This is a genomic window from Rhodosalinus sp. FB01 (assembly GCF_041365715.1).
Lineage (GTDB): Bacteria > Pseudomonadota > Alphaproteobacteria > Rhodobacterales > Rhodobacteraceae > Rhodosalinus.
Map to the genome: position 1 here is coordinate 80,606 of NZ_JBGFSH010000011.1, position 23,294 is coordinate 103,899.

The 23,294-nt window shown below is 69.2% G+C and carries 15 protein-coding genes; 11 read left to right on the plus strand and 4 right to left on the minus strand.

Annotated elements, in window-relative coordinates; genetic code table 11:
* Positions 1 to 40 precede the first annotated feature (40 nt).
* Positions 41 to 781 carry a class I SAM-dependent methyltransferase gene (locus tag AB6A65_RS14510; protein WP_371039107.1) on the minus strand — a complete coding sequence of 247 codons (741 nt, stop codon included), beginning with the start codon at positions 779 to 781 and terminating at the stop codon, positions 41 to 43.
* Between the two features lie 62 nt (positions 782 to 843).
* On the opposite strand from AB6A65_RS14510, the gene gloB reads away from it, so the two are divergent.
* The 3 genes from gloB to AB6A65_RS14525 all read left to right on the plus strand — a co-directional run bounded on the left by gloB (position 844) and on the right by AB6A65_RS14525 (position 5,055).
* A complete protein-coding gene (gene gloB / locus AB6A65_RS14515) occupies positions 844 to 1,611 on the plus strand; it encodes a hydroxyacylglutathione hydrolase (RefSeq protein ID WP_371039108.1) in 768 nt (255 codons plus the stop codon).
* Between the two features lie 154 nt (positions 1,612 to 1,765).
* A complete protein-coding gene (gene clpA, locus AB6A65_RS14520) occupies positions 1,766 to 4,090 on the plus strand; it encodes an ATP-dependent Clp protease ATP-binding subunit ClpA (RefSeq protein ID WP_371039109.1) in 2,325 nt (774 codons plus the stop codon).
* Positions 4,087 to 5,055, plus strand: coding sequence for a M23 family metallopeptidase (locus AB6A65_RS14525; RefSeq protein WP_371039110.1), 969 nt, complete (start codon positions 4,087 to 4,089; stop codon positions 5,053 to 5,055). The genes clpA and AB6A65_RS14525 overlap by 4 nt, the downstream gene beginning before the upstream one ends.
* Here the strand turns inward: AB6A65_RS14525 and ade are convergent.
* Complete coding sequence (ade, locus tag AB6A65_RS14530; RefSeq protein WP_371039111.1) at positions 5,042 to 6,748, minus strand: adenine deaminase; 1,707 nt, start codon at positions 6,746 to 6,748, stop codon at positions 5,042 to 5,044. The genes AB6A65_RS14525 and ade overlap by 14 nt on opposite strands.
* 117 nt (positions 6,749 to 6,865) lie before the next feature.
* On the opposite strand from ade, the gene AB6A65_RS14535 reads away from it, so the two are divergent.
* From AB6A65_RS14535 to AB6A65_RS14545, 3 genes are read left to right on the plus strand one after another with little or no spacing between them, the layout of a single operon-like run.
* Complete coding sequence (locus AB6A65_RS14535; protein ID WP_371039112.1) at positions 6,866 to 7,906, plus strand: carbon-nitrogen hydrolase family protein; 1,041 nt, start codon at positions 6,866 to 6,868, stop codon at positions 7,904 to 7,906.
* Positions 7,903 to 9,027, plus strand: coding sequence for a cupin domain-containing protein (locus AB6A65_RS14540; RefSeq protein WP_371039113.1), 1,125 nt, complete (start codon positions 7,903 to 7,905; stop codon positions 9,025 to 9,027). Before AB6A65_RS14535 ends, AB6A65_RS14540 begins: the two co-directional genes overlap by 4 nt.
* Before the next feature lie 14 nt (positions 9,028 to 9,041).
* Positions 9,042 to 9,956, plus strand: coding sequence for a fumarylacetoacetate hydrolase family protein (locus tag AB6A65_RS14545; protein WP_371039114.1), 915 nt, complete (start codon positions 9,042 to 9,044; stop codon positions 9,954 to 9,956).
* A gap of 13 nt (positions 9,957 to 9,969) precedes the next feature.
* On the opposite strand, the gene AB6A65_RS14550 is transcribed toward AB6A65_RS14545, so the two are convergent.
* Complete coding sequence (locus AB6A65_RS14550) at positions 9,970 to 11,379, minus strand: short-chain fatty acyl-CoA regulator family protein (RefSeq protein WP_371039115.1); 1,410 nt, start codon at positions 11,377 to 11,379, stop codon at positions 9,970 to 9,972.
* Between the two features lie 158 nt (positions 11,380 to 11,537).
* On the opposite strand from AB6A65_RS14550, the gene AB6A65_RS14555 reads away from it, so the two are divergent.
* The 5 genes from AB6A65_RS14555 (at position 11,538) to AB6A65_RS14575 (ending at position 22,003) form a co-directional block, all read left to right on the plus strand.
* Positions 11,538 to 12,734, plus strand: coding sequence for an aminotransferase class V-fold PLP-dependent enzyme (locus tag AB6A65_RS14555; RefSeq protein WP_371039116.1), 1,197 nt, complete (start codon positions 11,538 to 11,540; stop codon positions 12,732 to 12,734).
* Between the two features lie 105 nt (positions 12,735 to 12,839).
* On the plus strand, positions 12,840 to 14,012 hold the full coding sequence (locus AB6A65_RS14560) for a malate--CoA ligase subunit beta (protein ID WP_371039117.1): 1,173 nt from the start codon (positions 12,840 to 12,842) through the stop codon (positions 14,010 to 14,012).
* A gap of 11 nt (positions 14,013 to 14,023) precedes the next feature.
* Positions 14,024 to 14,920, plus strand: coding sequence for a succinate--CoA ligase subunit alpha (gene sucD / locus AB6A65_RS14565; protein ID WP_371039118.1), 897 nt, complete (start codon positions 14,024 to 14,026; stop codon positions 14,918 to 14,920).
* A 346-nt stretch (positions 14,921 to 15,266) separates the two neighbouring features.
* Entirely contained in the window at positions 15,267 to 15,722 is a 456-nt protein-coding gene (locus AB6A65_RS14570; RefSeq protein WP_371039119.1) for a DUF411 domain-containing protein, read from the plus strand.
* A 278-nt stretch (positions 15,723 to 16,000) separates the two neighbouring features.
* On the plus strand, positions 16,001 to 22,003 hold the full coding sequence (locus AB6A65_RS14575) for an ExeM/NucH family extracellular endonuclease (RefSeq protein WP_371039120.1): 6,003 nt from the start codon (positions 16,001 to 16,003) through the stop codon (positions 22,001 to 22,003).
* Positions 22,004 to 22,028: 25 nt separating this feature from the next.
* On the opposite strand, the gene AB6A65_RS14580 is transcribed toward AB6A65_RS14575, so the two are convergent.
* Positions 22,029 to 23,291, minus strand: a complete 1,263-nt coding sequence (locus AB6A65_RS14580) for an MgtC/SapB family protein (RefSeq protein WP_371039121.1) — start codon at positions 23,289 to 23,291, stop codon at positions 22,029 to 22,031.
* Positions 23,292 to 23,294: the final 3 nt, after the last annotated feature.

Consider the following 23,294-nt stretch of genomic DNA (forward strand, 5'->3'; position numbering starts at 1 on the left):
AATCGCGGCCGGTCTCGCGCCACGTCCCCGCACGCGCCCGTCAGGCGGGCTTTGCCTCCGGCGACGGGGCGAGCACCCCGAGCGGCTTTCGCGCCTGCTCCTTCGCGCCCGGCCCCGCCGGCGCCGAGACGCGCTTGGACACCTCGACCATCAGGACCCCGCCGGCGAGGCCGGACGACAGGCTCCGGCCCATCCGTTCCCACATGGCGCCGGTCTTCATCCAGAAGCGGCGGCTGCTCGGCGGCTGGAAGAGCGCCGCGGCATGCCGTTCGGTCACGAAGTCGTGCTTCCGCAACTGCGTCTCCAGCTGGGACATCGTGTAGGGTCGGCCGTATCCGAACGGCGTGTCGTCGCTGCGCGACCACAGACCGGCGCGGTTCGGCACGATGAACATGGCGCGCCCGCCCGGTCCGAGCACGCGGTGACATTCGCGCAGAAGCTCCGAGGGCCGCTCCGACGTCTCCAGCCCGTGCAGCACCACGAGCCGGTCCACGTGCCCCGTCTCGATCGGCCAGAGCGTCTCTTCGCTCAGGACGGCGACGTTCGGCAGCCCTGACGGCCAGGCCATGACCCCCTGCGGCGCCGGCATGAGAGCGACCACGCGCCGCGCCTCGCTCAGGTAGGGGCGGAGCAGGGGAACCGCGAAGCCAAAGCCCGCCACGGTGCGCCCCTTCGCCTCCGGCCACAGTGTCCGCAGGTGGTCACGGATCGCCCGTTGCGCCGCGCGCCCGAGGGCGCTGCGGTAATAGAAGTTTCGCAGGTCCTGCACGTCCAGATGCATTGCGACCCATGGGGCAAATCGGCAAGGCTGGGACGAGCATAGCAACCGAGAGACGAAACACCATGCCCCTCGAGATCGTCACCGTTCCCTGCCTGACCGACAACTACGCCTTTCTCGCCCACGACCCCGAGACCGGCACGACCGCCGTCGTGGATGCGCCCGAGGCCGGGCCGATCCTCGCCGCACTGGAAGAGCGTGGCTGGCGCGCCGACCTGGTGATCCTGACGCACCACCACGGCGATCACGTGCAGGGCCTCGCCGACATCATGGACGCCCATCATGCAAAGGTGGCCGGCCCAGCGGACGACGTGCACCGGCTTCCCGCGCTCGACATGCAGCTCGCCGAGGGGGACGAGATCGAGATCGGCGCCGAGCGCGGAAGGGTCATCGAGGTGCCGGGCCACACCACCGGCCACATCGCGGTGCACTTTCCCGAAAGCGGCGTCGCCTTCACCGCCGACAGCCTCATGGCGCTCGGCTGCGGGCGCGTGTTCGAGGGCACGATGGACCAGATGTGGGCCAGCCTGTCCAAGCTCGCCGCGCTGCCGCCGGAAACAATGATCTGCTCCGGCCACGAATACACCCTCGCCAACGGAAAATTCGCGCTGTCCGTTGAACCGGGCAACGCCGACCTTATTTCCCGGATGGAAGAGACGGAAAAGGCCCGCGCAGACGGCCGACCGACCGTCCCTTCCAGACTGGGGCTGGAACTCGCGACGAATCCATTTCTGCGTGCCGCAAGCCCGGACATCCGCGAAACCATCGGCATGCCCGATGCCTCCGACGCGGACGTGTTCGCGGAACTGCGGCGCCGGAAGGACGAATTCTGAGCCTCGCGGCGGGACAACACGACGCAGTGAAGCCGATTGTGAAGCGCGCTTCCAAGAAAATGCTTGAAGCCGGTCGGTGATCGACCAAACTTTAACCAGCAGAGCCCATCGTCGGAGACACACCTCCGTCGGCCAAGACCAGAGGAGCACGCCCGTGCCGTCATTCTCGACCACGCTGGAACAGGCAATCCACTCCGCGCTGGCGCTGGCCAACTCGCGCTCGCACGAGTTCGCCACGCTCGAGCACCTGCTGCTCGCGCTCATCGACGAGCCCGACGCCGCCAAGGTGCTGAAAGCCTGCAATGTCGATACCGAAGACCTCCGCGGAACGCTCGTGGACTTCATCGACGACGACCTTTCGAACCTCGTCACCGACGTGGAAGGGTCTGAAGCGGTGCCGACCGCCGCCTTCCAGCGCGTGATCCAGCGCGCGGCCATCCACGTCCAGAGCTCGGGCCGCACCGAGGTGACGGGCGCCAACGTGCTCGTCGCGATCTTCGCCGAGCGCGAGTCGAACGCCGCCTATTTCCTGCAGGAGCAGGACATGACCCGCTACGACGCGGTGAATTTCATCGCCCATGGCGTGGCCAAGAACCCGGCCTACGGGGAAAGCCGCCCGGTGACCGGCGCGACCGAGGCCGAGGAAGAGCAGGCGCAGGCGTCCGAGCAGGCCGACCAGAAGGAATCCGCGCTCGGAAAGTATTGCGTCGACCTCAACGAGAAATCGCGGCGCGGCGACGTCGATCCCCTGATCGGCCGCGACACCGAGGTGGAGCGCTGCATCCAGGTGCTGTGCCGCCGCCGCAAGAACAACCCGCTTCTCGTGGGCGATCCGGGCGTCGGCAAAACCGCCATCGCCGAGGGCCTCGCGCTCAAGATCATCCGCGGCGAGACGCCCGAGGTGCTGCGCAACACCACGATCTACGCGCTGGACATGGGCGCACTTCTGGCCGGTACCCGCTACCGCGGCGATTTCGAGGAGCGGCTGAAAGCCGTCGTGCAGGCGCTGGAGGACCACCCCGATGCGGTGCTCTTCATCGACGAGATCCACACCGTGATCGGCGCCGGCGCGACCTCCGGCGGGGCGATGGACGCCTCCAACCTCCTGAAGCCCGCACTTCAGGGCGGGCGGCTGCGCACCATGGGCTCCACCACCTACAAGGAGTTCCGCCAGCACTTCGAGAAGGATCGCGCGCTCAGCCGCCGGTTCCAGAAGATCGACGTGACCGAGCCCACGGTCGACGACACCGTGAAGATCCTCAAGGGCCTCAAGCCCTATTTCGAGGATCACCACGCGGTGAAGTACACGGCCGACGCTATCAAGTCGGCGGTCGAACTCAGCGCGCGCTACATCACCGACCGCAAGCTGCCCGACAAGGCGATCGACGTGATCGACGAGGCCGGCGCGGCGCAGCACCTCGTGGCGGAGTCGAAGCGTCGCAAGACCATCGGCGCCAAGGAGATCGAGGCGGTGGTCGCCAAGATCGCCCGCATCCCGCCCAAGAGCGTGTCGAAGGACGACGCCGAGGTGCTCAAGGATCTCGAGGGCACGCTGCAGCGCGTCGTGTTCGGCCAGGACCAGGCGATCGTGGCGCTGTCGTCGGCGATCAAGCTTGCCCGTGCCGGTCTGCGCGAGCCCGACAAGCCCATCGGCAACTACCTCTTCGCCGGCCCGACCGGCGTCGGCAAGACGGAGGTCGCCAAGCAGCTCGCCGACACGCTCGGCGTGGAGCTTCTGCGCTTCGACATGTCGGAATACATGGAAAAGCACGCCGTCAGCCGCCTGATCGGCGCACCTCCGGGCTATGTCGGCTTCGACCAGGGCGGGCTGCTCACCGACGGGGTGGACCAGCACCCGCACTGCGTGCTCCTGCTCGACGAGATCGAGAAGGCGCACCCGGACGTGTTCAACATCCTGCTGCAGGTGATGGACCACGGCACGCTGACCGACCATAACGGCCGCTCGGTGGATTTCCGCAACGTGATCCTGATCATGACCTCGAACGCGGGCGCCACGGAACAGGCCAAGGCGGCCGTCGGCTTCGGCCGGGAACGCCGCGAGGGCGAGGATACCGCCGCCATCGAGCGCACGTTCACGCCCGAGTTCCGCAACCGGCTCGACGCGGTCATCAGCTTCCAGCCGCTGCCCAAGGAAGTCATCCTCCAAGTGGTCGAGAAGTTCGTGCTGCAACTCGAGGCGCAGCTCATGGATCGCAACGTCGCCATAGAGCTGACGAAACCGGCCGCGGAATGGCTCGCCGAGAGGGGTTACGACGACAAGATGGGCGCGCGCCCGCTTGGCCGCGTGATCCAAGAGCACATCAAGAAGCCGCTCGCGGAGGAGTTGCTCTTCGGCAAGCTCGCCAAGGGCGGTGTCGTCCGCGTCGCCATCAAGGACGGCAAGATCGACCTGCAGATCCAGGGGTCGGGCAAGCCGCGGCTTTCCGGCAACAAGCCGCCCCTCCTGACCGCGGAGTGACACGGGCGCTCGCGCTCGCCTGCCTTCTCGCCCCCGCCGCAACCGCGGCGGGGGCGCTCGATCTCGGGCCGCCCCTCGTCTGCCCGGAAGGTCGAACCTGCTTCATCCAGCAATACGTGGACCGCGACCCGGGCCCCGGCGCGCAGGATTACACCTGTCAGGGTCTCAGCTATGACGGTCACAAGGGAACGGATTTCGCGCTGGCCACGCATGCCCAGATGGCAGAGGGCGTGGACGTGATCGCCGCCGCACCGGGTGTGGTGCGCGGCACGCGCGACGGGATGGCCGACATCGTCTTCGAGGCGCGGATGGAGACCACGCTCGACGGGCGGGATTGCGGCAACGGCGTCGCGATCCGCCACGAGAACGGCTGGGAAACGCAGTACTGCCATCTGCGCCGCGGGTCGATCACCGTGCGCACCGGCGACAAGGTGGCGCGCGGCGACGTGCTGGGCCAGGTCGGCCTCAGCGGCCGGACCCAGTTCCCGCATGTGCATATCTCGGTCCGCGATGCGGAGGGACAGGTCGTGGACCCGTTCGACCCGGATGGCGAACTCTCCTGCGGCGCCCCGCCTGCGTCCGACGCGATGCTCTGGACGGATCCGCCCGCCTACGTGCCGGGCGCGCTGCTCGACGCGGGCTTCGCCACCGGCGTGCCGGACTATGCGGCGGTCAAGGCGGGCGCGGCGCGCGAGGCACTTTTGCCCGACGCTCCGATGGTGCTGTTCGGCTATGCCTTCGGCGGCCGGACGGGCGACGAGCTCGCGCTCCGCATCGAGGGGCCGGACGGCATCGTCGTCGAGGACGTGAGCCGCCTCGACAAGCCGCAGGCGCAATTCTTCCGCGCCGCGGGCCGGCGCAGCCCCCCGGGCGGCTGGGCACCCGGCGATTATCGCGGGGTCGTGGAGTTCCGCCGCGCGGGAGAGGTCATCGGCACGCGCGACGTGCCGGTCACCCTGCGCTGATCACCTCGAAGCGGTCCACGTCCACCATGCCTTGATCGGTGATCTTCAGATGCGGGATCACCGGAAGCGCCACGAAGGCGAGTTGCAGGAAGGGTTCGGCCAGCGTCACGCCCAGCGCCGTCGCGGCCGCGCGCAGCTCCCTGAGCCGCGCATGCACCTCCTCGAAGGGCGCGAGGCTCATCAGCCCGGCCATCGCCAGCGGCAGCTCTGCCGTCACGGCGCCCGCCCGGGCCACGACGAAGCCGCCGCCGATCCCGGACAGACGGTTCACCGCCACGGCCATGTCGGCATAATCCGCGCCGACGGCGACGATGTTGTGATGGTCATGCGCCACGGTGGCGGCGATGGCGCCCTCCCGGATGCCGAAGCCCCGCACGAAGCCGGTGGCGATGTTGCCGTTCCGCCCGTGCCGCTCCACCACCGCCACGCGGGCGAGATCGCGCGCGGGATCGGGGCGCTTGTCGCCGTCCTCGGGCGCGATCTCCTCGGTCAGATGCGCGGTGATGATCTTGCCCGGCAGGATTCCGATCACGGGCGTCTCGGCCCGGTTGCCCGCGCAGCGGAAGCTTTCGGGGCCGACGCGCGGCGCGTTCACGCTGCGGGTCGCCACGGGCGGCACCGTCTCCCGCGTGGCGAAGGCGGCTTCCGTCGCCTCGACGCCCCCGCACCAGACACGGACGGCGCGGCAGTCCTCGAGCGACTCCAGCGCCACGATATCCGCCCGCTTGCCCGGCGCGATCTGGCCCCGGTCCTTCAGCCCGAACGCCTCCGCCGCCGAGAACGAGGCGGCGCGATAGACCGCGAGAGGTGGGCGGCCCGCCGCGATCGCCGTGCGGATCATGTGGTCGAGATGGCCCTCCTCGGCGATGTCGAGCGGGTTCCGGTCATCGGTGCAGAAGGCGAGGTAGGGCGCGGTGCGCTCGGTCAGAAGCGGCATCAGCGCCGCGAGATCCTTCGAGACGGAACCCTCCCGGATCAGGACGCGCATGCCCTTCTGCAGCTTCTCCCGCGCCTCCTCTGCGCTCGTCGCCTCGTGCTCGGTGCGGATGCCGGCCGCCAGATAGGCGTTGAGCTCGCGCCCGGAGAGAAGCGGCGCATGCCCGTCGATGTGCCGGCCCCGGAAGAGCTCCAGCTTGGCTAGCACGTCCGGCTCGCCATGCACGACGCCGGGATAGTTCATCATCTCGGCCAGCCCGATCACCTTCGGATGGTCCATGAGCGGCGCGAGGTCCGCCGCCTCCAGCCGCGCGCCGGCCGTCTCCATCGCGGTCGAGGGCACGCAGGACGACAGGTTCACGCGCAGGTCCATGACCATCCGCTCGGCCGCTTCGAGGAAATAGCGCAGCCCCGCGATCCCCGCGACGTTGGCGATCGCGTGCGGGTCGCAGATCGCCGTGGTGATCCCCCGCGGCGCCACGCAGCGCTCGAACTCGAAGGGCGTGACCATCGAGCTTTCGACATGAAGGTGCGTGTCGATGAAGCCCGGAACGAGGACGAGGCCCGAGACGTCCACCTCCTCCCGGCCGTCGTAGCTTTCGCAGGTGCCGACGACGGTGTCGCCCGCGATCGCCACGTCGCCGTCCAGCAACTCCCCGGTCACGAGGTCGAGCACCCGGCCGCCCTTCAGCACGAGATCGGCGGGCGCGCGGCCCGCGCCCTGGGCGACGAGAGTGGCGAGATCGGTGCGGGACATGGGCGGGCTCCTTCGCGGCTGGCCCGATGATGCCAGCGCGCGGGCGAAAGGCAACCGCCCGGCCAGATTGACAGGGTGCGGCAGGCTGGTAGCGTTGCGCGGGGAGGAGCGCGCGCCATGCTCAGGGAGTTTCCGGTCTTCACCGCCGCCGCCGTGCAGGCCGCGCCGGTCTATCTCGACGCCGCGGCCACCGCCGAGAAGGCGGCGCGCCTCGTCGGAGAGGCGGCGGCGAAAGGCGCGAGGCTCGTGGTCTTCCCCGAGGTCTTCGTGCCCGGCTATCCCTACTGGAACTGGATCACCGACCCGGTGACCGGCAGCGCCTGGTTCGAGAAGCTCGTGCGCGCCTCGGTCTTCCTGCCCGGCCCCGAGATCGAGACCGTGGCCGCCGCGGCGGCCGAGCACGGCGTCTACGTGGTGATCGGCGTGAACGAGCGGAGCCCGGTCTCGCTCGGCGCGCTCTACAACACGCTCGTCTTCCTCGGGCCGGACGGGACGATGCTGGGCCGGCACCGGAAGCTCGTGCCCACCTGGGCCGAGAAACTGACCTGGACGGGCGGGGACGGCGCGTCGCTCCGGGTCTACGACACGGAAATCGGCCCCCTGGGCGGGCTGGCCTGCGGCGAGAACACCAACACCCTCGCCCGGTTCACGCTGCTCGCGCAGGGAGAGCTGGTGCACGCGGCCTCCTACATCTCGCTGCCCGTCGCGCCGCCCGACTACGACATGGCCGAGGCGATCCGGCTGCGCGGCCAGTCCCACAGCTTCGAGGGGAAGGTCTTCACCGTCGTCGCCACCTCCACCATCTCCGAGGAGATCATCGCGGCGATGGAAGGGGTGCGCCCCGATGCCCGCGCGCTCCTCGAGCGCAAGTCCTCGGCCTGGTCGGGCATCATCGGGCCCGACGGGCGCGAGGTCGTGCCCGGGCTCGTGGACGAGGAGGGGATCGTCACCGCCGAGATCGATCTCGCCCGCTGCATCCAGCCGCGGCAGATGCACGACATCACCGGGCACTACAACCGCTTCGACATCTTCCGGCTCGAGGTGAACCGCACGCCCCATGCCGCCGTCTCGCCGCGCGACCCGTCCACGCCGGGCGAGGGGCAGGCCGCCGGAACCGCGCCCGCCGGGCCGATCGTCACCGAAGGAGACGCCCCATGAACGCCAAGGATCAACGCGACGACATTCTGGGCCGCGCGCGTGTGAAGGACGACGAGGCGCTCCGCGCCTATTACGACGAACTCGCCGCCTGCGAGACCGGCGCGCTCTGGACCGTGGCCAACGACATCGAGCCCTGGGAGCCCACGCCCAGGTCCGCGCCGACGATCTGGCGGAGCCGCGACCTGCGCGAGAAGGTGCTGGCCGCCCTCGATCTCGTGAAGCCCGAGGATGCGGGACGCCGCGTGGTGTTCCTGCGCAACCCGAAGCGCAAGGACGTCTCCGCCTGCTGCGGCTGGCTCTTCTCCGGCATCCAGGTGATGCGCCCCGGAGAGGCCGCGCCGGCGCACAACCACGCGGCCTCGGCGCTGCGCTTCATCATGGAGGGCGCGGGCGCCTACACGGTGGTGGACGGGCACCGCCTCACGCTGAACGCGCGGGATCTCGTCATCACGCCCAACGGTACCTGGCACGAGCACGGCGTGCTGGAGGATGGCGAGACCTCGATGTGGCAGGACGGGCTCGACATTCCGCTGACCAACGCGCTCGAGGCCAATTTCTACGCGGTGCACCCCGAGGACTGGCAGAGCTCCAACCTGCCCTTCGACGCGAGTCCCGCGACCTGGGGCGCGCCGGGTCTTCTGCCCGCGACCGAGAACTGGGGCGCCTTCTACTCACCTTTGATGAAATACGGCTGGGACAAGACCTACGAGGGGCTGCAGGCCTACGCGAAGGTGACCGACGGCGACCCGTTCGACGGCATCTACATGCGCTTCGTGAACCCGAAGACGGGCGGGCACCCGATGGCGACGATGGGCGCCTCGATGCAGATGCTGCGCCCGGCCGAGCACACCAGGGCGCACCGGCACACCGGCAACGTGATCTACCAGGTCGCCAAGGGGCGCGGCTACTCGGTGATCGGCGGCGTGCGCTACGACTGGGAAGAGCGCGACCTCTTCTGCGTCCCGCCCTGGACCTGGCACGAGCACTGCAACCTCGACGAGGCCGACGACGCCTGCCTCTTCTCCTTCAACGACTTCCCGGTCATGGAGGCGTTGAAGTTCTACCGCGAACAGGCCTATCCCGAGAACGGCGGCCACCAGGACGTGACCGCGACGGCCTGAACGGGGGACATACCATGAAACTCATCACCTTCCGCCGGCATCCCGCGGATGCCGGCCGGCTCGGCGCCCTGCTGGGCGATCAGGTGGTCGACCTGGCGCTTCTGGGCGACGCCACGGGCGAACCGCTGCCCGACGCGATGCTCGACTTCATCGATCTCGGGCCGCAGGCCGTGGCGCAGACCGCCGCGCTGCTGGACGACATCGGGGACGACATGCCGCTGGGCGCCGCGCAGCCCCTGGCCAACGTCACGGTGATGGCGCCGATCCCGCGCACGCGGAAGAACATCTTCGGCATCGGCCTCAACTACGCCGAGCACATCGCCGAAAGCGCGCGCGGCCTCGACACCGCAGCCGACATGCCCGAGAAACCGGTCATCTTCTCGAAGCCGCCCACCGCCATCGTCGGCCCGGGCGATCCGATCCTGCACGACGCGTCGCTCACGCAGCAGCTCGACTGGGAGGTGGAACTCGCGGTCGTCATCGGCACGCGAGCGCAGCGTGTGGCCGAGGCCGACGCCATGAGCCGCGTCTTCGGCTACACGGTGATGTGCGACGTCTCGGCCCGCGACAACCGCCGCGCCGGACAGTGGATCGTCTCCAAGGGCATGGACAGCTACGCGCCGATGGGGCCCTGCATCGTCACCGCCGACGAGATCCCGGATCCGCACGACCTCGACCTCTGGCTTGCCAAGAACGGCGAGGAGAAGCAGCGCTCCAACACCCGCGACATGTATTTCAAGATCCCGCATCTGATCGCCGACCTGTCGGCGGGCATCACGCTGGAGCCGGGCGACGTGATCGCCACGGGCACGCCCGAGGGCGTGGGCGCGGGGCGCGATCCGCAGGAATGGATGTGGCCGGGCGACGTGATCGAATACGGCGTGGACGGCATCGGCGTCATGCGCAACCCGGTGGTCCGGGCGGGCTGACGGCCCCTCGCGGTCAGACCTGGTAGCGCGTGGCGCCCCGCCGCCGCGTGTCCACTGGCCGCGCGAGGATGGCGGCGTGATGGGCGCGCTGGTCGCAGTTGGCGCGCGGGCAGATGCGGCAGTTGATCCCGATGGGCGTCATCTGCGTGGCCTTGACCGCGAAGCCCTCGGCGTAGCCGATTTCGGGCGCGTGCTCGACCGAGCAGCCCATCGCGACGGCAAGCCGGATGTCCTGCGCGTGGCGCGCGAAGGTGGGCCGGTCCACCGTGCGGGAGAAGACGAAGAACTGGCTCTGGTCGGGCATCTCCACGAATTGCGGCACGATGCGCCCCGGCGTGCGAAAGGAGGTGTGCACGTCGAGCCGCGGGCAGGCCCCGCCGCGCTCGGCGAGGTGGAAGCTCGTGGAATTGAAGCGCTTGGTGACGTTGCCCGCCTTGTCGATCCGCAGGAAGAACAGCGGCACGCCCTGCGCCCCGTCGCGCTGAAGCGTGGTGGCCCGGTGACAGGCCTGTTCGAAGCTCACGCCGAAGCGCGTGGCGATATGGTCCATGTCGTATTTCGAGGCGCGCGCCTCGGCCAGAAAGGCGTCGTAGGGCATGAGCACCGCTGCCGCGAAATAGTTGGCGAGTTCCACCCGGCAGCGCGCGCGGCCATTCGTGTCCTGGATCCCCGAACGGTCGAGAATCCCGTCGAGCAGCGCCTCCTGCTCGACGAGCGCGGCGACGTGGCAAAGCTGGAACACCCGGTTGGGGTGGTCCATCGCCTGGCTCAGCAGCACCTCGCGGCGCTCTTCGTCGAACAGGCGCAGCGCGTCGGGCAGGTCCTGGACCGGCACGAGACGGGTGCTGAGCCCGAGCCGCTTCGCAAGCCGCGCCTTCAGGTGCGAATAGACGTCATCGAGGGGCGGCGGGGACTCCGCCCAGAACGTCTCGGCCGCCGCCTCGAGTTCGGGGAAATGGTTGCGGTTGCGCCGGAAGAAGTCGTGGACCGCGGATTCGGGCGAGGCCGCGATAAGCGGCTCGGCCTGGGACTGGCCGGCCGACGCGACGCTGATCAGCTGGTCCGTGGCCGCCTGGTAGGAGCGGTAGAGCTTCAGGAAGCCGCGCGCCAATTCGGGGCTGTGAACGAGTGCGGCGCGAAGCTGGGGCAGATCGGGGCGCACATCCTCGAAGAGCGGATCCTGCAGGACGGCGCGCAGATCGGCGAGCTGGGTGCTGTCGTCGTCCTCGGCGATGGCGCGCCAGTCCACGCCGTAGACCTCGAAGAGGCGCAGCATCACCGGCACCGAGACGGAACGCTCGTTGTTTTCCAGCAGGTTGACGTAGGAGGTCGAGATGCCGAGCGCGCGGGCCATCTGCGCCTGCGTCTCCCCCCGCTCGAGCCTGAGGCGCCGCAGATGTGGGCCGATGAAAGTCTTCTGCATGCCTTTGCACACCTTTGACGTTTGTGTATTTCACAATTACACATATTTTGATAAATGTAAAATCTCGCGTTTACAGCAGAACCCGTTTTGCTTTTGCACAATTGATGGGCAGTGGCAGTGTCCGGCTCGAAAGACAGATTCCCGCTGGAGGCGACCCGATGCGCACTGGACAGACCCATCTCTTCATTCCCGGCCCGACGAACGTTCCCGAGGACGTCCGGCAGGCGATGAACGTGCCCATGCAGGACATGCGCGCGCCCGATTTCGGCGAGCTGACGCTCGATCTCTTCACCGGGCTGAAAAAGGTCCTGCGAACGGAGGCGGGGCGCGTGATGATGTTCCCGGGCTCGGGCACCGGTGCCTGGGAGGCGGCGATCACCAACACGCTCAACCCCGGCGACAAGGTGCTGATGTCGCGCTACGGGCAGTTCTCGACCCTCTGGGTGGAGATGGCCCAGCGCCTCGGCCTCGACGTCGAGGTGATCGACGTGCCCTGGGGCGCCGGATGCCCGGTCAAGGAATACGCCCGCCGCCTCGGCCGCGACCGCGAAGGCCGGATCAAGGCCGTGTTCGTCACCCACAACGAGACCGCGACCGGGGTCACCTCGGACGTGGCCGCGGTGCGCCGCGCCCTCGACGAGTGTTTCCACGATGCGCTTCTCTTCGTGGACGGCGTCTCCTCCATCGGCTCGATCGATTTCCGCATGGACGACTGGGGCGTGGACCTCGCCGTGACCGGCTCGCAGAAGGGCCTGATGCTGCCCGCAGGGCTCGGCATCCTCGGCGTCTCGGAAAAGGCGATGGAAGCCTCGAAAACCTCCACGATGCGCCGCGCCTATTTCGAATTCGCGGACATGGTGAAGATGAACGAGGGCGGATATTTCCCCTACACGCCGCCGACGCAGCTTTTCCACGGCATGCGCCGCTCGCTCGACCGGATCTTCGCCGAGGGGCTCGACAACGTCGTGGCGCGCCATCACCGCCTAGCCGAAGGCGTCCGCCGCGGCGTGCATGCGATGGGCCTCGAGCTCGTGGCAGAGCATCCCTCGCTCTATTCCGACACCGTCAGCGCGATCCGCGTCCCGCAGGAGATCGACGCGCGCGACGTGATCGCCGCGGCCTACACGAAATACAACACCTCGCTCGGCTCGGGCCTCGCCCGGCTCGCCGGAAAGGTGTTCCGCATCGGCCACCTGGGCGACCTGAACGAGGGCATGATCCTCACCGCCCTCGGCGTCACCGAACTCTCGCTCGCCGAGGCGGGGATGAAGGTGGAGTTCGGCCGCGGCGTGGGCGCGGCGCAGGCGTGGTTCGCCGGCCAGGCCGGCGCGGAACTGCGCGTGGCCGCCGAGTAAGCCCGGCGCCGCGAGGTCGGCGCCGTCATCCGAAACGATCGGGCCCGAACCGGCGGTATCCGCCGGGCCGGCACCGCCTGTCCAAGCATCACCCGGAGGAGACCCATGGACATTCACGAATATCAGGCCAAGGAGATCCTGAACCGCTTCGGCGTGCCGGTGCCCCGCGGCGGGCTGGCCTACAGCCCCGAGCAGGCCGGGTATCGCGCCCGCGAGCTTGGCGGCGACGCATGGGTGGTGAAGGCGCAGATCCATTCCGGCGGGCGCGGAGAGGCGGGCGGCGTGAAGCTCTGCCGCTCGGAGGAGGAGGTGCGCGACTTCGCCGCCACGCTCTTCGGCAAGCAGCTCGTCACCAAGCAGACCGGCGCGTCGGGCAAGGGCGTCTACCGCGTCTGGGTCGAAAGCGCTTCGGACATCGCGCAGGAACTCTATCTCGGCTTCGTGCTCGACCGGAAGTCGGAGCGGATCATGATCGTGGCGTCGGGGCATGGCGGGATGGAGATCGAGGATCTGGCCGAGACGGATCCGGACTCGCTCCGCCGCATGGCGATCGACCCCGCCACCGGACTGTGCGAGTTCCAGGCACGCGAGCTGGCCTTCGCGCTCGGGCTCGAGGGCGGGCTCGTCGCGCAGATGGTCACCACGCTCAAGGCCTGTTACCGCGCCTACCGCGAACTCGACGCCACGATGGTCGAGATCAACCCCCTCGTCATCACCGGCACGGGCGAGCTCGTCGCGCTCGACGGCAAGATGAGCTTCGACACCAACGCGCTTTTCCGCCGCCCCCAGATCGCCGAACTGCGCGATCCCTCGCAGGAGGACGCGCGGGAATGCATGGCCGCCGACAACGGGCTGGCCTATGTGGGTCTCGATGGCGACATCGGCTGCATCATCAACGGCGCCGGCCTCGCCATGGCGACGATGGACATGATCAAGCTCGCCGGGGGCGAGCCCGCCAACTTCCTCGACATCGGCGGCGGCGCGAGCCCCGAGCGCGTGTGCCGCGCCTTCCGCACCGTGCTCGCCGACCGCAACGTGAGCGTGATCCTCGTCAACATCTTCGCGGGCATCAACCGCTGCGACTGGGTGGCCGAGGGCGTGGTGCAGGCCTACCGCTCCGAGGGGCTCACGCTGCCCGTCGGCGTGCGGCTTTCGGGCACCAACGTCGAGGAGGGCCGGCGCATCCTCGCCGAGTCCGGCCTGCCACTCGTCACCGCGGACACGCTGGCCGACGCCGCCGAGAAGGCCGTCGCCGCCCGCACCAAGCTAGCCGCCTGAGGGAGGACGCCATGGCCATTCTGATCGACGACACCACGAAAGTCCTGGTGCAGGGGATGTCCGGCCGCATCGGCCGCTTCCACGCAGAGGAGATGATCGCCCACGGCACCAACGTCGTGGCCGGCGTCACGCCCGGCAAGGGCGGCGACGAGGTGCTGGGCCGCCCGGTCTTCGACACGGTGCGCGCCGCGGTGGCGGCCACGGGCGCCGAGGCGAGCCTCGTCTTCGTGCCACCCCCCTTCGCCGCCGACGCGATCATGGAGGCCGCCGACGCCGGCATCCGCACGGCGGTCTGCGTAACCGACGGGATCCCCGCGCAGGACATGATGGAAGTGAAGCGCTTCCTCCGCCGCTACCCGCGCGAGCGCAAGATGCGCCTCATCGGGCCCAACTGCGCGGGCGTCATCTCGCCCGGAAAGGGCTTCATGGGGATCATGCCGCCCCACATCTACACGCCGGGGCGGGTCGGCATCGTCGGCCGTTCCGGCACGCTCGGCTACGAGGCGGCGAGCCAGATGCAGATGCTCGGCATCGGCGTTTCCACCTCCGTGGGCATCGGGGGCGACCCGATCAACGGCTCGTCCTTCCGCGACATCCTCGAGCTTTTCGAAGCGGACGCCGAGACCGACGCGGTGATGCTGATCGGCGAGATCGGCGGCCCGCAGGAGGCGGAGGCCGCGGCCTACGTCCAGGAGCGGATGAAGAAGCCCGTCGTGGCCTATATCGCCGGCCTCTCCGCGCCGAAGGGCCGCAAGATGGGCCACGCCGGCGCGATCATCTCGGCCTTCGGCGAAAGCGCCCAGGAAAAGGTGGAGATCCTTTCCGAGGCGGGCATCACCGTCGCGCCCAACCCCTCCGCGATGGGCGAGACGATGGCCCGGGTGCTCGAGGCGCGCGCTGCGGCCTGAACCGCGCGCGCCCTGCCCGCTGCGCCCCGGCGCGGCGGGCATCTTTCGCGGATAACCACGCAGAAGGCCCACGCCCCTGCGCCGCAACCGACGGCACCATGCCGGACAACGCCATGTGCCTCCTCGCCGGCGGCACCGGGTCCTTCGGGGGCGCGAACCTCGATCGAGCCGGCCACCGGCAGGAGGCGAGCGGCGCGACCCGCGATCGTCCGTGGCCGACACACTGCGGCTTGGTGCTCCGGGACCCTGACCTGACCGCCACGGCCCGACATCTTTCGCACTTGATCTTCCCGTGACTGGAGGCTTCATCCTCCTTGTTCAGCGAAACGATGGGAGGATCCTGTACATGCAACGTCAAGTCGCGCCGTTTTCCATGGCCGCCGCGCTCCTCGCGCTTCTGCCGACGCTCGCCACGGCCCAGACCGTGCACGTGGCCAAGACGTCGGGCTGCGGCTGTTGCGTCGCATGGATGGATCACATGGAAGAGCACGGCTTCCGGGCGACCGGGCAGGACGTGTTCGGTGGCGCGCTCGTGCGGATGAAACTGGACAGGGGCGTGCCCGCCGGTATGGCGTCATGCCATACCGCCACGGTCGATGGCTACGTCATCGAGGGCCACGTGCCCGCCGCGGACGTGCGCCGGCTTCTCGAAGAGCGGCCCGATGCGGTCGGCCTCGCGGTGCCGGACATGCCTCTCGGCTCACCGGGGATGGATTTCGGCAGCCGGACGGAACCCTATGACGTCCATCTCATCCGGCGCGACGGCACGACCGAGGTCTTTTCCTCGCACCCGGGCGATTGAGCCCCGGCCGTCGCCGTCGCCCTGCATTTTTCACGACAAGAAGACCAGGTTGGCCCGAGCCGCGCATCGCGCGCCCGCATGCCCGCATCGGTCCGTTTTGCCCCCATTTGGGGGCGGTGGCCCTGTGTGCCGAGCTTATCATGATGCGCGCACCGCGCGGGGATCGCGGGCGCTTCGTGTGCCTCGATACCAACGGCCTGTCGCCGTCGCGGATTGATCGAGACCGCAACCCGTTGATGGGCCTCGAGTGATCGAGGCCTCGCCAGAGGAAGTATTTCGTGAGCGAGTTGTTCTCAGACCGCTACGGCTGGCTGGTCGCAAGTCCGGTCTGTCCGATCGTGTACCAGGGCGACGACCCCGACGCGCCTGACTACAACGACGGTATCTGGGAAGCATCCGGCAACGGCGACAACGTCATCGACCTGAACGATCACCAGGCTGCGGACAACGCGCGCGGGCGCCAGGGAAACGACGCGCTTTACGGAAACGGGAACGGCAACAGGCTTCAGGGCGACGAGGGCGGCGACTGGATCGAGGGGAGGATTGGTCGCGACATCCTTGCCGGCGGCGCGGGCGACGACTGGCTCTTCGGCGGCGACGGGACCAATCTCACGCAGGACGGGGACGACTGCATCGACGGTGGCACCGGCCGGGACTGGATCGATGGCGAGAACGGCGACGACCTGCTGACGGGCGGCGCGGGAATCGACGTTCTCTTCGGCGGGGCCGGCGCCGATGCGATGTTCGGTGATGACGGGGATTTCGGCCTCGGCGGCGATGGCGACGACACCGACGGTGACGCGGCCGACTGGATGTCCGGTGGCGACGGCGGCGACGTCATGCATGGCGAAGGCGGCGACGACGTCATGTGGGGCGGAGCCGGCGACGACACGACGTATGGCGGCACCGGGCACGACAGGATCCATGGCGGCACCGGCCGCGACCGGATGGCCGGCGGCGCGGGCGACGACCTGTTGCTGGGAGGCGCGGGCGACGACGAGATGTTCGGCGACCTCCGCCAAGGTCAGGTCGATGATCTCGATTTCGGGTCGGACAACTGGCTGGACATGCTCGGGGAGGCGTCGGGCGGCCATGACGTCATGGCCGGGGGCGCGGGCGACGACATCATGGACGGCGGCGCGGGCCGCGACTGGATGGCCGGCGAAAGCGGCCAGGACCTGATGTTCGGCGGTCGCGGAAGCGACATGATGGACGGCGGCGCGGACCGTGACGTGCTTCAGGGCGATGCCGGCGTCGACCGGATCCGCGGCGGGTCGGACAACGACGTGATCGAGGGCGGCGCGCAGGGCGACTGGCTTTACGGCGATTTCGGCCGCGATGCGCCCTTCGGCTGGCATGTCCGCTTCGGGGCGATGGCCGACGACGCGAACGGCCAGACCTATGGCGGGCAGATCTTCGACCAACTGCCGATCGGCTGGGTCGAACTGCCCGTGCCGGCCCTCGAGGTGGAGAAGGACCGCGGCGAGGAGGGCGCCGACCTCATTCGCGGTGGCGGCGGGCATGACAGGATATTCGGCGAGGGCGGCAATGACCGGCTTTTCGGGGACAGCGGCGACGACACGATCGAGGGCGGTGACGGGCGCGACTCGGTGGTCGGCAACTGGGGTGACGACGTGCTCGACGGCGGGCGCGGCGACGACTTCGTCTACGGCCGCCAGGACGACGACAGGCTTTTCGGCGAGGACGGAGACGATGTCCTAAAGGGCGGAGAGGGACAGGACAGCCTGACGGGCGGGATGGGCACCGACCGCCTTCACGGCGAGGAAGGCTGCGACGTGCTCGAAGGCGGCGAGGGCCGCGACATCATGGACGGCGGCGCGGCCGACGATCTGCTCCTCGGGGGGCTCGACAGCGACATCATGGAGGGCGGCGCGGGCGCGGACACCCTGATCGGCGAGGAGGGTCGCGACGACCTGTCGGGCGGCACGGGCGACGACATCCTGCTCGGCGGCCGACACGGCGACTGGCTGCGCGGCGGCGGCGGCAACGACCGTCTCTATGGCCAGGAGGGCGTGGATTTCCAGCGCGGCGGCGCCGGCGACGACGTGTTGCACGGTGGCGGCGCGAACGACCGCCTTTTCGGAGACGGGGGCAACGATTTCCTCGTCGGCGGGGCCGGCAACGACATGCTGGTCGGCGGCGAGGGCAAGGACGTGTTCGTCTTCGACGTGATCTGGGACGGCCAGACCGTCGTCGCCGATTTCGGCCACGACATCCTGCGCGACCTCGATATCGACGAGGACCTCGACGTCCTCGGCTTTCGGGTCACGGCTGTCGGCGGCGCGGCGGGCGCCAGCGGAGCCGCGGCCTTCGCGGCGCTCGAGGCCGCGGCGACCGTGACGGACGACGGGTGGCACACGACCATCTCCGTGGGTGACAGCTCGCGGCGGCTGCACAACGTCTCGGGCGGCACAACGCCTTTCCCGTCGCTCGGGCAGGACGCGGTCCCGATCGGCGGCATCGGGCTCAACGCGATCTCGACCGGCGATGCAGGCTATTACGAGGTCGTCAACGTGGTCGCGGTGACGCCGGGGCTGACACTCGCGACCGACGAGGACACCCCCGTCGCAGTCGATCTCGCTTCGGTTCCCGCGCTCGCGGGGCTGGCCCATATCGAGATCGTGCAGGCGCCCGACGCCGGAACGGCGCGGATCGATGGCGGCATGCTGGTCCTGGACCCGGGCGGGGACTTCGAAAGCCTCGCCGCGGGCGAAGTCCGCAGGGTCCTGGTAGATCTTTTCGCCACCAGCGCCCATGTCCCCGGCACCTGCCCCGACGGCCGACGCACCGACCTTTCCGTGCTCGTCGAGATCACGGGCCTCAACGATGCGCCGGTGTTCGGCGAGAACGAGACGGTCTTCGCCATCGCGGAGCGGGAGGACGGCGCGGCGGACGAGAACGTGGCGCAAACCACGCTCTCCGGCGCGCTGGCCTTTTCCGACGCGGATCTGAGCGACACGCACACCGCCAGCGTCGTCCCGCAGGCAACGGGTTACCGCGGCAGCTTCGCGCTCGTCGGGACACCGACCACCGCCCCCGATACGGTCAACGGCACGCAAGGGTGGGACTTCACCGTCGCCGACGCGGATCTCGATACGCTCGCCGAGGGCGAGACGCGCGTGCAGCGCTATGACGTCACGATCGACGACGGCCAGGGCGAGACCGCGACCCAGACGGTCGAGGTCACGCTCACCGGTCGCAACGATGCGCCCGAGGCCGCCGATGACGACAATTCGGACGACCCGGTAATCGAGGTTGGCACAACCGGGCCCGGCGACGCGACGGCGGAGGGCAACGTCCTGTCCAACGACAGCGACGTCGACTTGCTGGACACGCTGTCGGTCTCGGGCGTCGCCGCCGGAGATCTGACGGCGGATCCCGGCACGCTCGCCGGCGGCACCGGCATCGCCGTGACCGGCGCCTACGGGAGTCTGACCGTCCAGGCGGACGGCGAGTGGATCTACACGCTGGACGATTCGAACGTGGACGTCGACGCGCTCGAGGATGGCGATGTCGCCGCCGACGTCTTCACTTACGTCACCGACGACGGCAATGGCGGGCAGGATCGCGCGACCCTCACGATTTCTGTCAGCGGGACATCCGACGGCGCNGACGCGCTCGAGGATGGCGATGTCGCCGCCGACGTCTTCACTTACGTCACCGACGACGGCAATGGCGGGCAGGATCGCGCGACCCTCACGATTTCTGTCAGCGGGACATCCGACGGCGCCACCCCGACGGTCGATCCCGTCATCAACGAGTTCGTGTTCGACCACAGGGGCGAGGACAGCTTTGCCTTTATCGAAGTGCTCGGCCAGCCTGACGCGGACTACGCTGGCGTCTGGCTGCTGGAAATCGAAGGCGACGGCAGCGGTGCGGGAACCGTCGACGCGGCCATCGAGATCGGGGCGACCGACGCGAACGGGTATTTCCTGGCCGACGAGGACGTGGAGAACGGAACCGTCAGCCTTCTGCTCGTCGAGGGCTTCACCGGCGCGGTCGGCGACGATCTCGACACGAACGACGACAGCGTGTTCGACGTCGCCCCCTGGGCGCACATCCTCGACAGCGTCGCGGTGAGCGACGGTGACACTGGCGATCTGACCTATGGCGGGCTCAGCCTGGCTCCCGGCTACGACGGCGTTTCCTTCGATGTCGGCGGCGCCTCCCGCATTCCGAACGGCACCGATACCGACAGCCCGACCGACTGGGTGCGCAACGACTTCGACGGCGCGGGCATTCCGGCGCTCGGCCCAGGGACACTGGTGCCGGGAGAGGCGCTGAACACGCCGGGCCGGGACAACGAGATCGGCGACCCGGCGACCGCGGCCACCCTGATCTCGGCCATCCAGGGCTCTGGCAGGGTCTCTCCGCTGGCGGGCCAGAGCGTCACGGTCGAGGCCATCGTGGTCGGTGACTTCCAGGACGGCGGCGCGGGCACGAACGGCGATCTGAACGGCTTCTTCCTGCAGGAGGAGGACGCGGACACGGATGGCGACCCGGGCACGTCGGAGGGACTCTTCGTCTTCGACGGGACCGGCCCGGCCGTGGACGTTCAGCCGGGCGACAGGGTCCGCGTCACCGGCACCGTCGCCGAGTTCTTCGGCGAGACCCAGATCGGCTCGATCACGGCAGTCGAGATCCTCGACAGGGGCAACGCGCTGCCCACCGCGGCCGAAATCGCCTTTCCGGTGGCCGGCGTGCTTGCAAACAGCGACGGCGCGCTGATTGCCGACCTCGAAGCCTACGAGGGCATGCTGGTCACCGTGCCGCAGCAGATGACGATAAGCGACCTGTTCACGCTTGGCCGCTTCGGCGAAATCGGCCTGAACGCGGGCGGCCTGACCGAGGCCTACACGCAGGCCAATTCCCCCAGCGTCACGGGCTTCGGCGCCTTCGTCGAGGCGCAGGTGAGGAACACGCTCGTCCTCGACGACGGCCAGACCGGCCAGAACCCGGAGACCGTTCCCTTCGAGATCGCCGGCACGCCCGGGAACATACCCGGCCAGTTCGATGCCGCGGACGCGCTGAGCGCCGGCGACACGGTCGAGGGCCTCACCGGCGTCGTGCGGTTTTCACGCGGCTCGGGGGGGATCGGGGACGAAACATATCGGCTCAACCCGACCCAGACGCCCGTCTTCGCCGATGCCGTGCCGCGGACGGACACGGCACCGGATGTCGGCGGCACGATCACGGTATCGGCGTTCAACGTGCTGAATTTCTTCACCTCGCTGGGCGATGAAGGTCTGACCGCGGGGCCCCTGGGCGCCGGAGTGCGGGGCGCGGACTCTCTCGCCGAGTTCGAGCGGCAAACCGACAAGCTGATCGCCGCGCTGGCCGGGATCGGTGCGGATGTCTTCGGCCTGATCGAGTTGGAAAACGAAGTGGGCGACCAGAACGGCGACGGCCAGTTCGCGCTTGGGTACATCGTGGATGCGTTGAATTCGGCGCTGCCCGGGGCCGCCTACGACTATGTCGATCCCGGCACGCCCTACGTCGGCGACGACGCGATCATGGTCGGCATGATCTACGACAGCAACGCCGTGCGCCTCGCCTCGGACACGACGGTCGAGATCCTGACCGATGCCGATCTGGCCGCCCTTGGCGCCGATCCCGGCACCCCGGTCTTCGACGGTGCCGGGACCAGCCGCGCGCCCCTGGCCGCCACGTTCGAGGAGATCGCCAGCGGCGAAACCTTCACCGTGGCCGTCAATCACTTCAAGTCGAAAGGGTCCGTCAGCCCGTTCGGCGACAACGCCGATATCGGTGACGGCACCGGCAACAACGACGAGGCGCGCCTGCAGGCGGCCCAGGCGCTCGATGCCTGGCTCGGCAGCGACCCGACCGGATCGGGCGACGGCGACGTGCTGGTCATCGGCGACCTCAATGCCTACGCGATGGAGGATCCGGTCGCCTTCCTGAAGAGCCGGGGCTACGAGGACCAGGTCGCGCGCTTCCTCGCCTCAGACGCGTTCCCGTTCTCGTTCGGCTTCCCGGTGGATCTGGACGCAGCGCCGCAGGCGCAGACCTTCGGCGCGCTGGATTACCTGCTCGCCAATGCCTCGATGGCGTCACAGGTGACCGGGGCGGCGCAATGGCAGATCAATTCGGTCGAGGCCGCGGCACTCGGCTACGACACCACCTTCAAGACCGCGGGCCAGATCGAGGATCTCTACGCCACCGATCCCTTCAGGTCGTCGGACCATGACCCCCTGATCCTCGGCCTCGACCTCGGTGCGAGCGACGCGCCGATCGCGTGACGCCCGGCCGTGCAGGACAGGGCGCCTAGTTCAGGAACCAGAGGCTCGCGCCCCCCGCCGCGATCACCGCCGCGTAGATCCCGGCCACGCGCATGCCCAGTTGCCGGTTGCCCGCGACAAGGGCGATCCCGCCCTTCACGGCGGTGTTGACGGACGCGGCGATGAAAATGGCGATCGCCCCGCTTTGCACTGCGAGATCGCCGCCGACCAGCCGCGAGACGGAGATCGTCAGCGCGTCCACGTCGGTGACGCCGGAGAGGGCGGCGGCGGCGAAGACCCCGCGCTCGCCCAGCCACGACCGAAGGTAGTGCATTCCCAGCATCACCCCCGCCAGAAGCGCCCCGAAGGAGAACGCGGCCTTCAGTTCGAGCGGGTTGGAGAGCCCCTCCACGCCCTCCATCACCCCGTCATCCCGAGTTGACAGAAGCTGGACCACCGTACCGCCGGCGAGGCCCGTTGCGGCCATGACGCCCATCGGCATGGCGAGGGGCGCGACGAGCGTGGGCTCGAACACCGCGACGAGCACGAGGATACGCAGGAACGTGACCGACCCGGCCAGCACCACGCCCGCCGCGGCCGTGCGCGCGAGAGGCGGGCGGTCGCGCACCAGCCGGGCCAGCGCCAGCGTCGTCGAGGTCGACGAGGCGAGACCGCCGAAGGCGCCCGTCGCGAGGATGCCGAGACGCGTGCCGACCAGGCGCATCGCGATGTACCCGAAGAACGACAGGCCCGCCACGATGACCACCGCCCACCAGATCTCGAACGGGTTGAGCACCTCGCCCGGCCCGTACCCGCGGTTGGGCAGAACCGGCAGCACCACGACGGACAGCACCGCGAGTTGCAGGAGCGCCACAAGCTCGAAGCGCCTGATCCTCGCGACCCAGCCATGAAGAAGCGGCTTCATCGCCAGCAGCAGGGCCGCGACCACGGCGACCGCCGCGGCGGGCGCCATCCGGCCGAGAACCGCCGCCGCGCCGAGCGCGAAGACGAGCAGAAGGGCGACCTCGGTCGTCAGGCCCAGGTCGTCGCCCTCCTCCAGCCGCACCCAGTAGCTGACGGCCAGAAGCGCGCCCAACGCCAGGAACGCGAAGGCCAGAAGCGCGGGCGAGGTCGCCTGCACCAGCCAGCCGCACACGCCGCCCAGCAATCCGGCCAGCGCGAAGGTGCGAATGCCTGCGACACGCGCGCCCTCGGACTCCTCGCGCTCGTGCCAGCCGCGTTCCAGCCCGAAAAGCAGCCCGATGGCCAGGGCGAGCCCAAGTCGCTGAAAGATCTCGAGGTCATCCATGCG

What these genes read in the sequence shown, in the direction of transcription:
- AB6A65_RS14510 (WP_371039107.1), bottom strand. Translation starts at nt 781, where the DNA reads ATGCATCTGGACGTGCAGGACCTGCGAAACTTCTATTACCGCAGCGCC.
- gloB (WP_371039108.1), top strand. Translation starts at nt 844, where the DNA reads ATGCCCCTCGAGATCGTCACCGTTCCCTGCCTGACCGACAACTACGCC.
- ade (WP_371039111.1), bottom strand. Translation starts at nt 6,748, where the DNA reads ATGTCCCGCACCGATCTCGCCACTCTCGTCGCCCAGGGCGCGGGCCGC.
- AB6A65_RS14535 (WP_371039112.1), top strand. Translation starts at nt 6,866, where the DNA reads ATGCTCAGGGAGTTTCCGGTCTTCACCGCCGCCGCCGTGCAGGCCGCG.
- AB6A65_RS14540 (WP_371039113.1), top strand. Translation starts at nt 7,903, where the DNA reads ATGAACGCCAAGGATCAACGCGACGACATTCTGGGCCGCGCGCGTGTG.
- AB6A65_RS14545 (WP_371039114.1), top strand. Translation starts at nt 9,042, where the DNA reads ATGAAACTCATCACCTTCCGCCGGCATCCCGCGGATGCCGGCCGGCTC.
- AB6A65_RS14550 (WP_371039115.1), bottom strand. Translation starts at nt 11,379, where the DNA reads ATGCAGAAGACTTTCATCGGCCCACATCTGCGGCGCCTCAGGCTCGAG.
- AB6A65_RS14555 (WP_371039116.1), top strand. Translation starts at nt 11,538, where the DNA reads ATGCGCACTGGACAGACCCATCTCTTCATTCCCGGCCCGACGAACGTT.
- AB6A65_RS14560 (WP_371039117.1), top strand. Translation starts at nt 12,840, where the DNA reads ATGGACATTCACGAATATCAGGCCAAGGAGATCCTGAACCGCTTCGGC.
- sucD (WP_371039118.1), top strand. Translation starts at nt 14,024, where the DNA reads ATGGCCATTCTGATCGACGACACCACGAAAGTCCTGGTGCAGGGGATG.
- AB6A65_RS14570 (WP_371039119.1), top strand. Translation starts at nt 15,267, where the DNA reads ATGCAACGTCAAGTCGCGCCGTTTTCCATGGCCGCCGCGCTCCTCGCG.
- AB6A65_RS14580 (WP_371039121.1), bottom strand. Translation starts at nt 23,291, where the DNA reads ATGGATGACCTCGAGATCTTTCAGCGACTTGGGCTCGCCCTGGCCATC.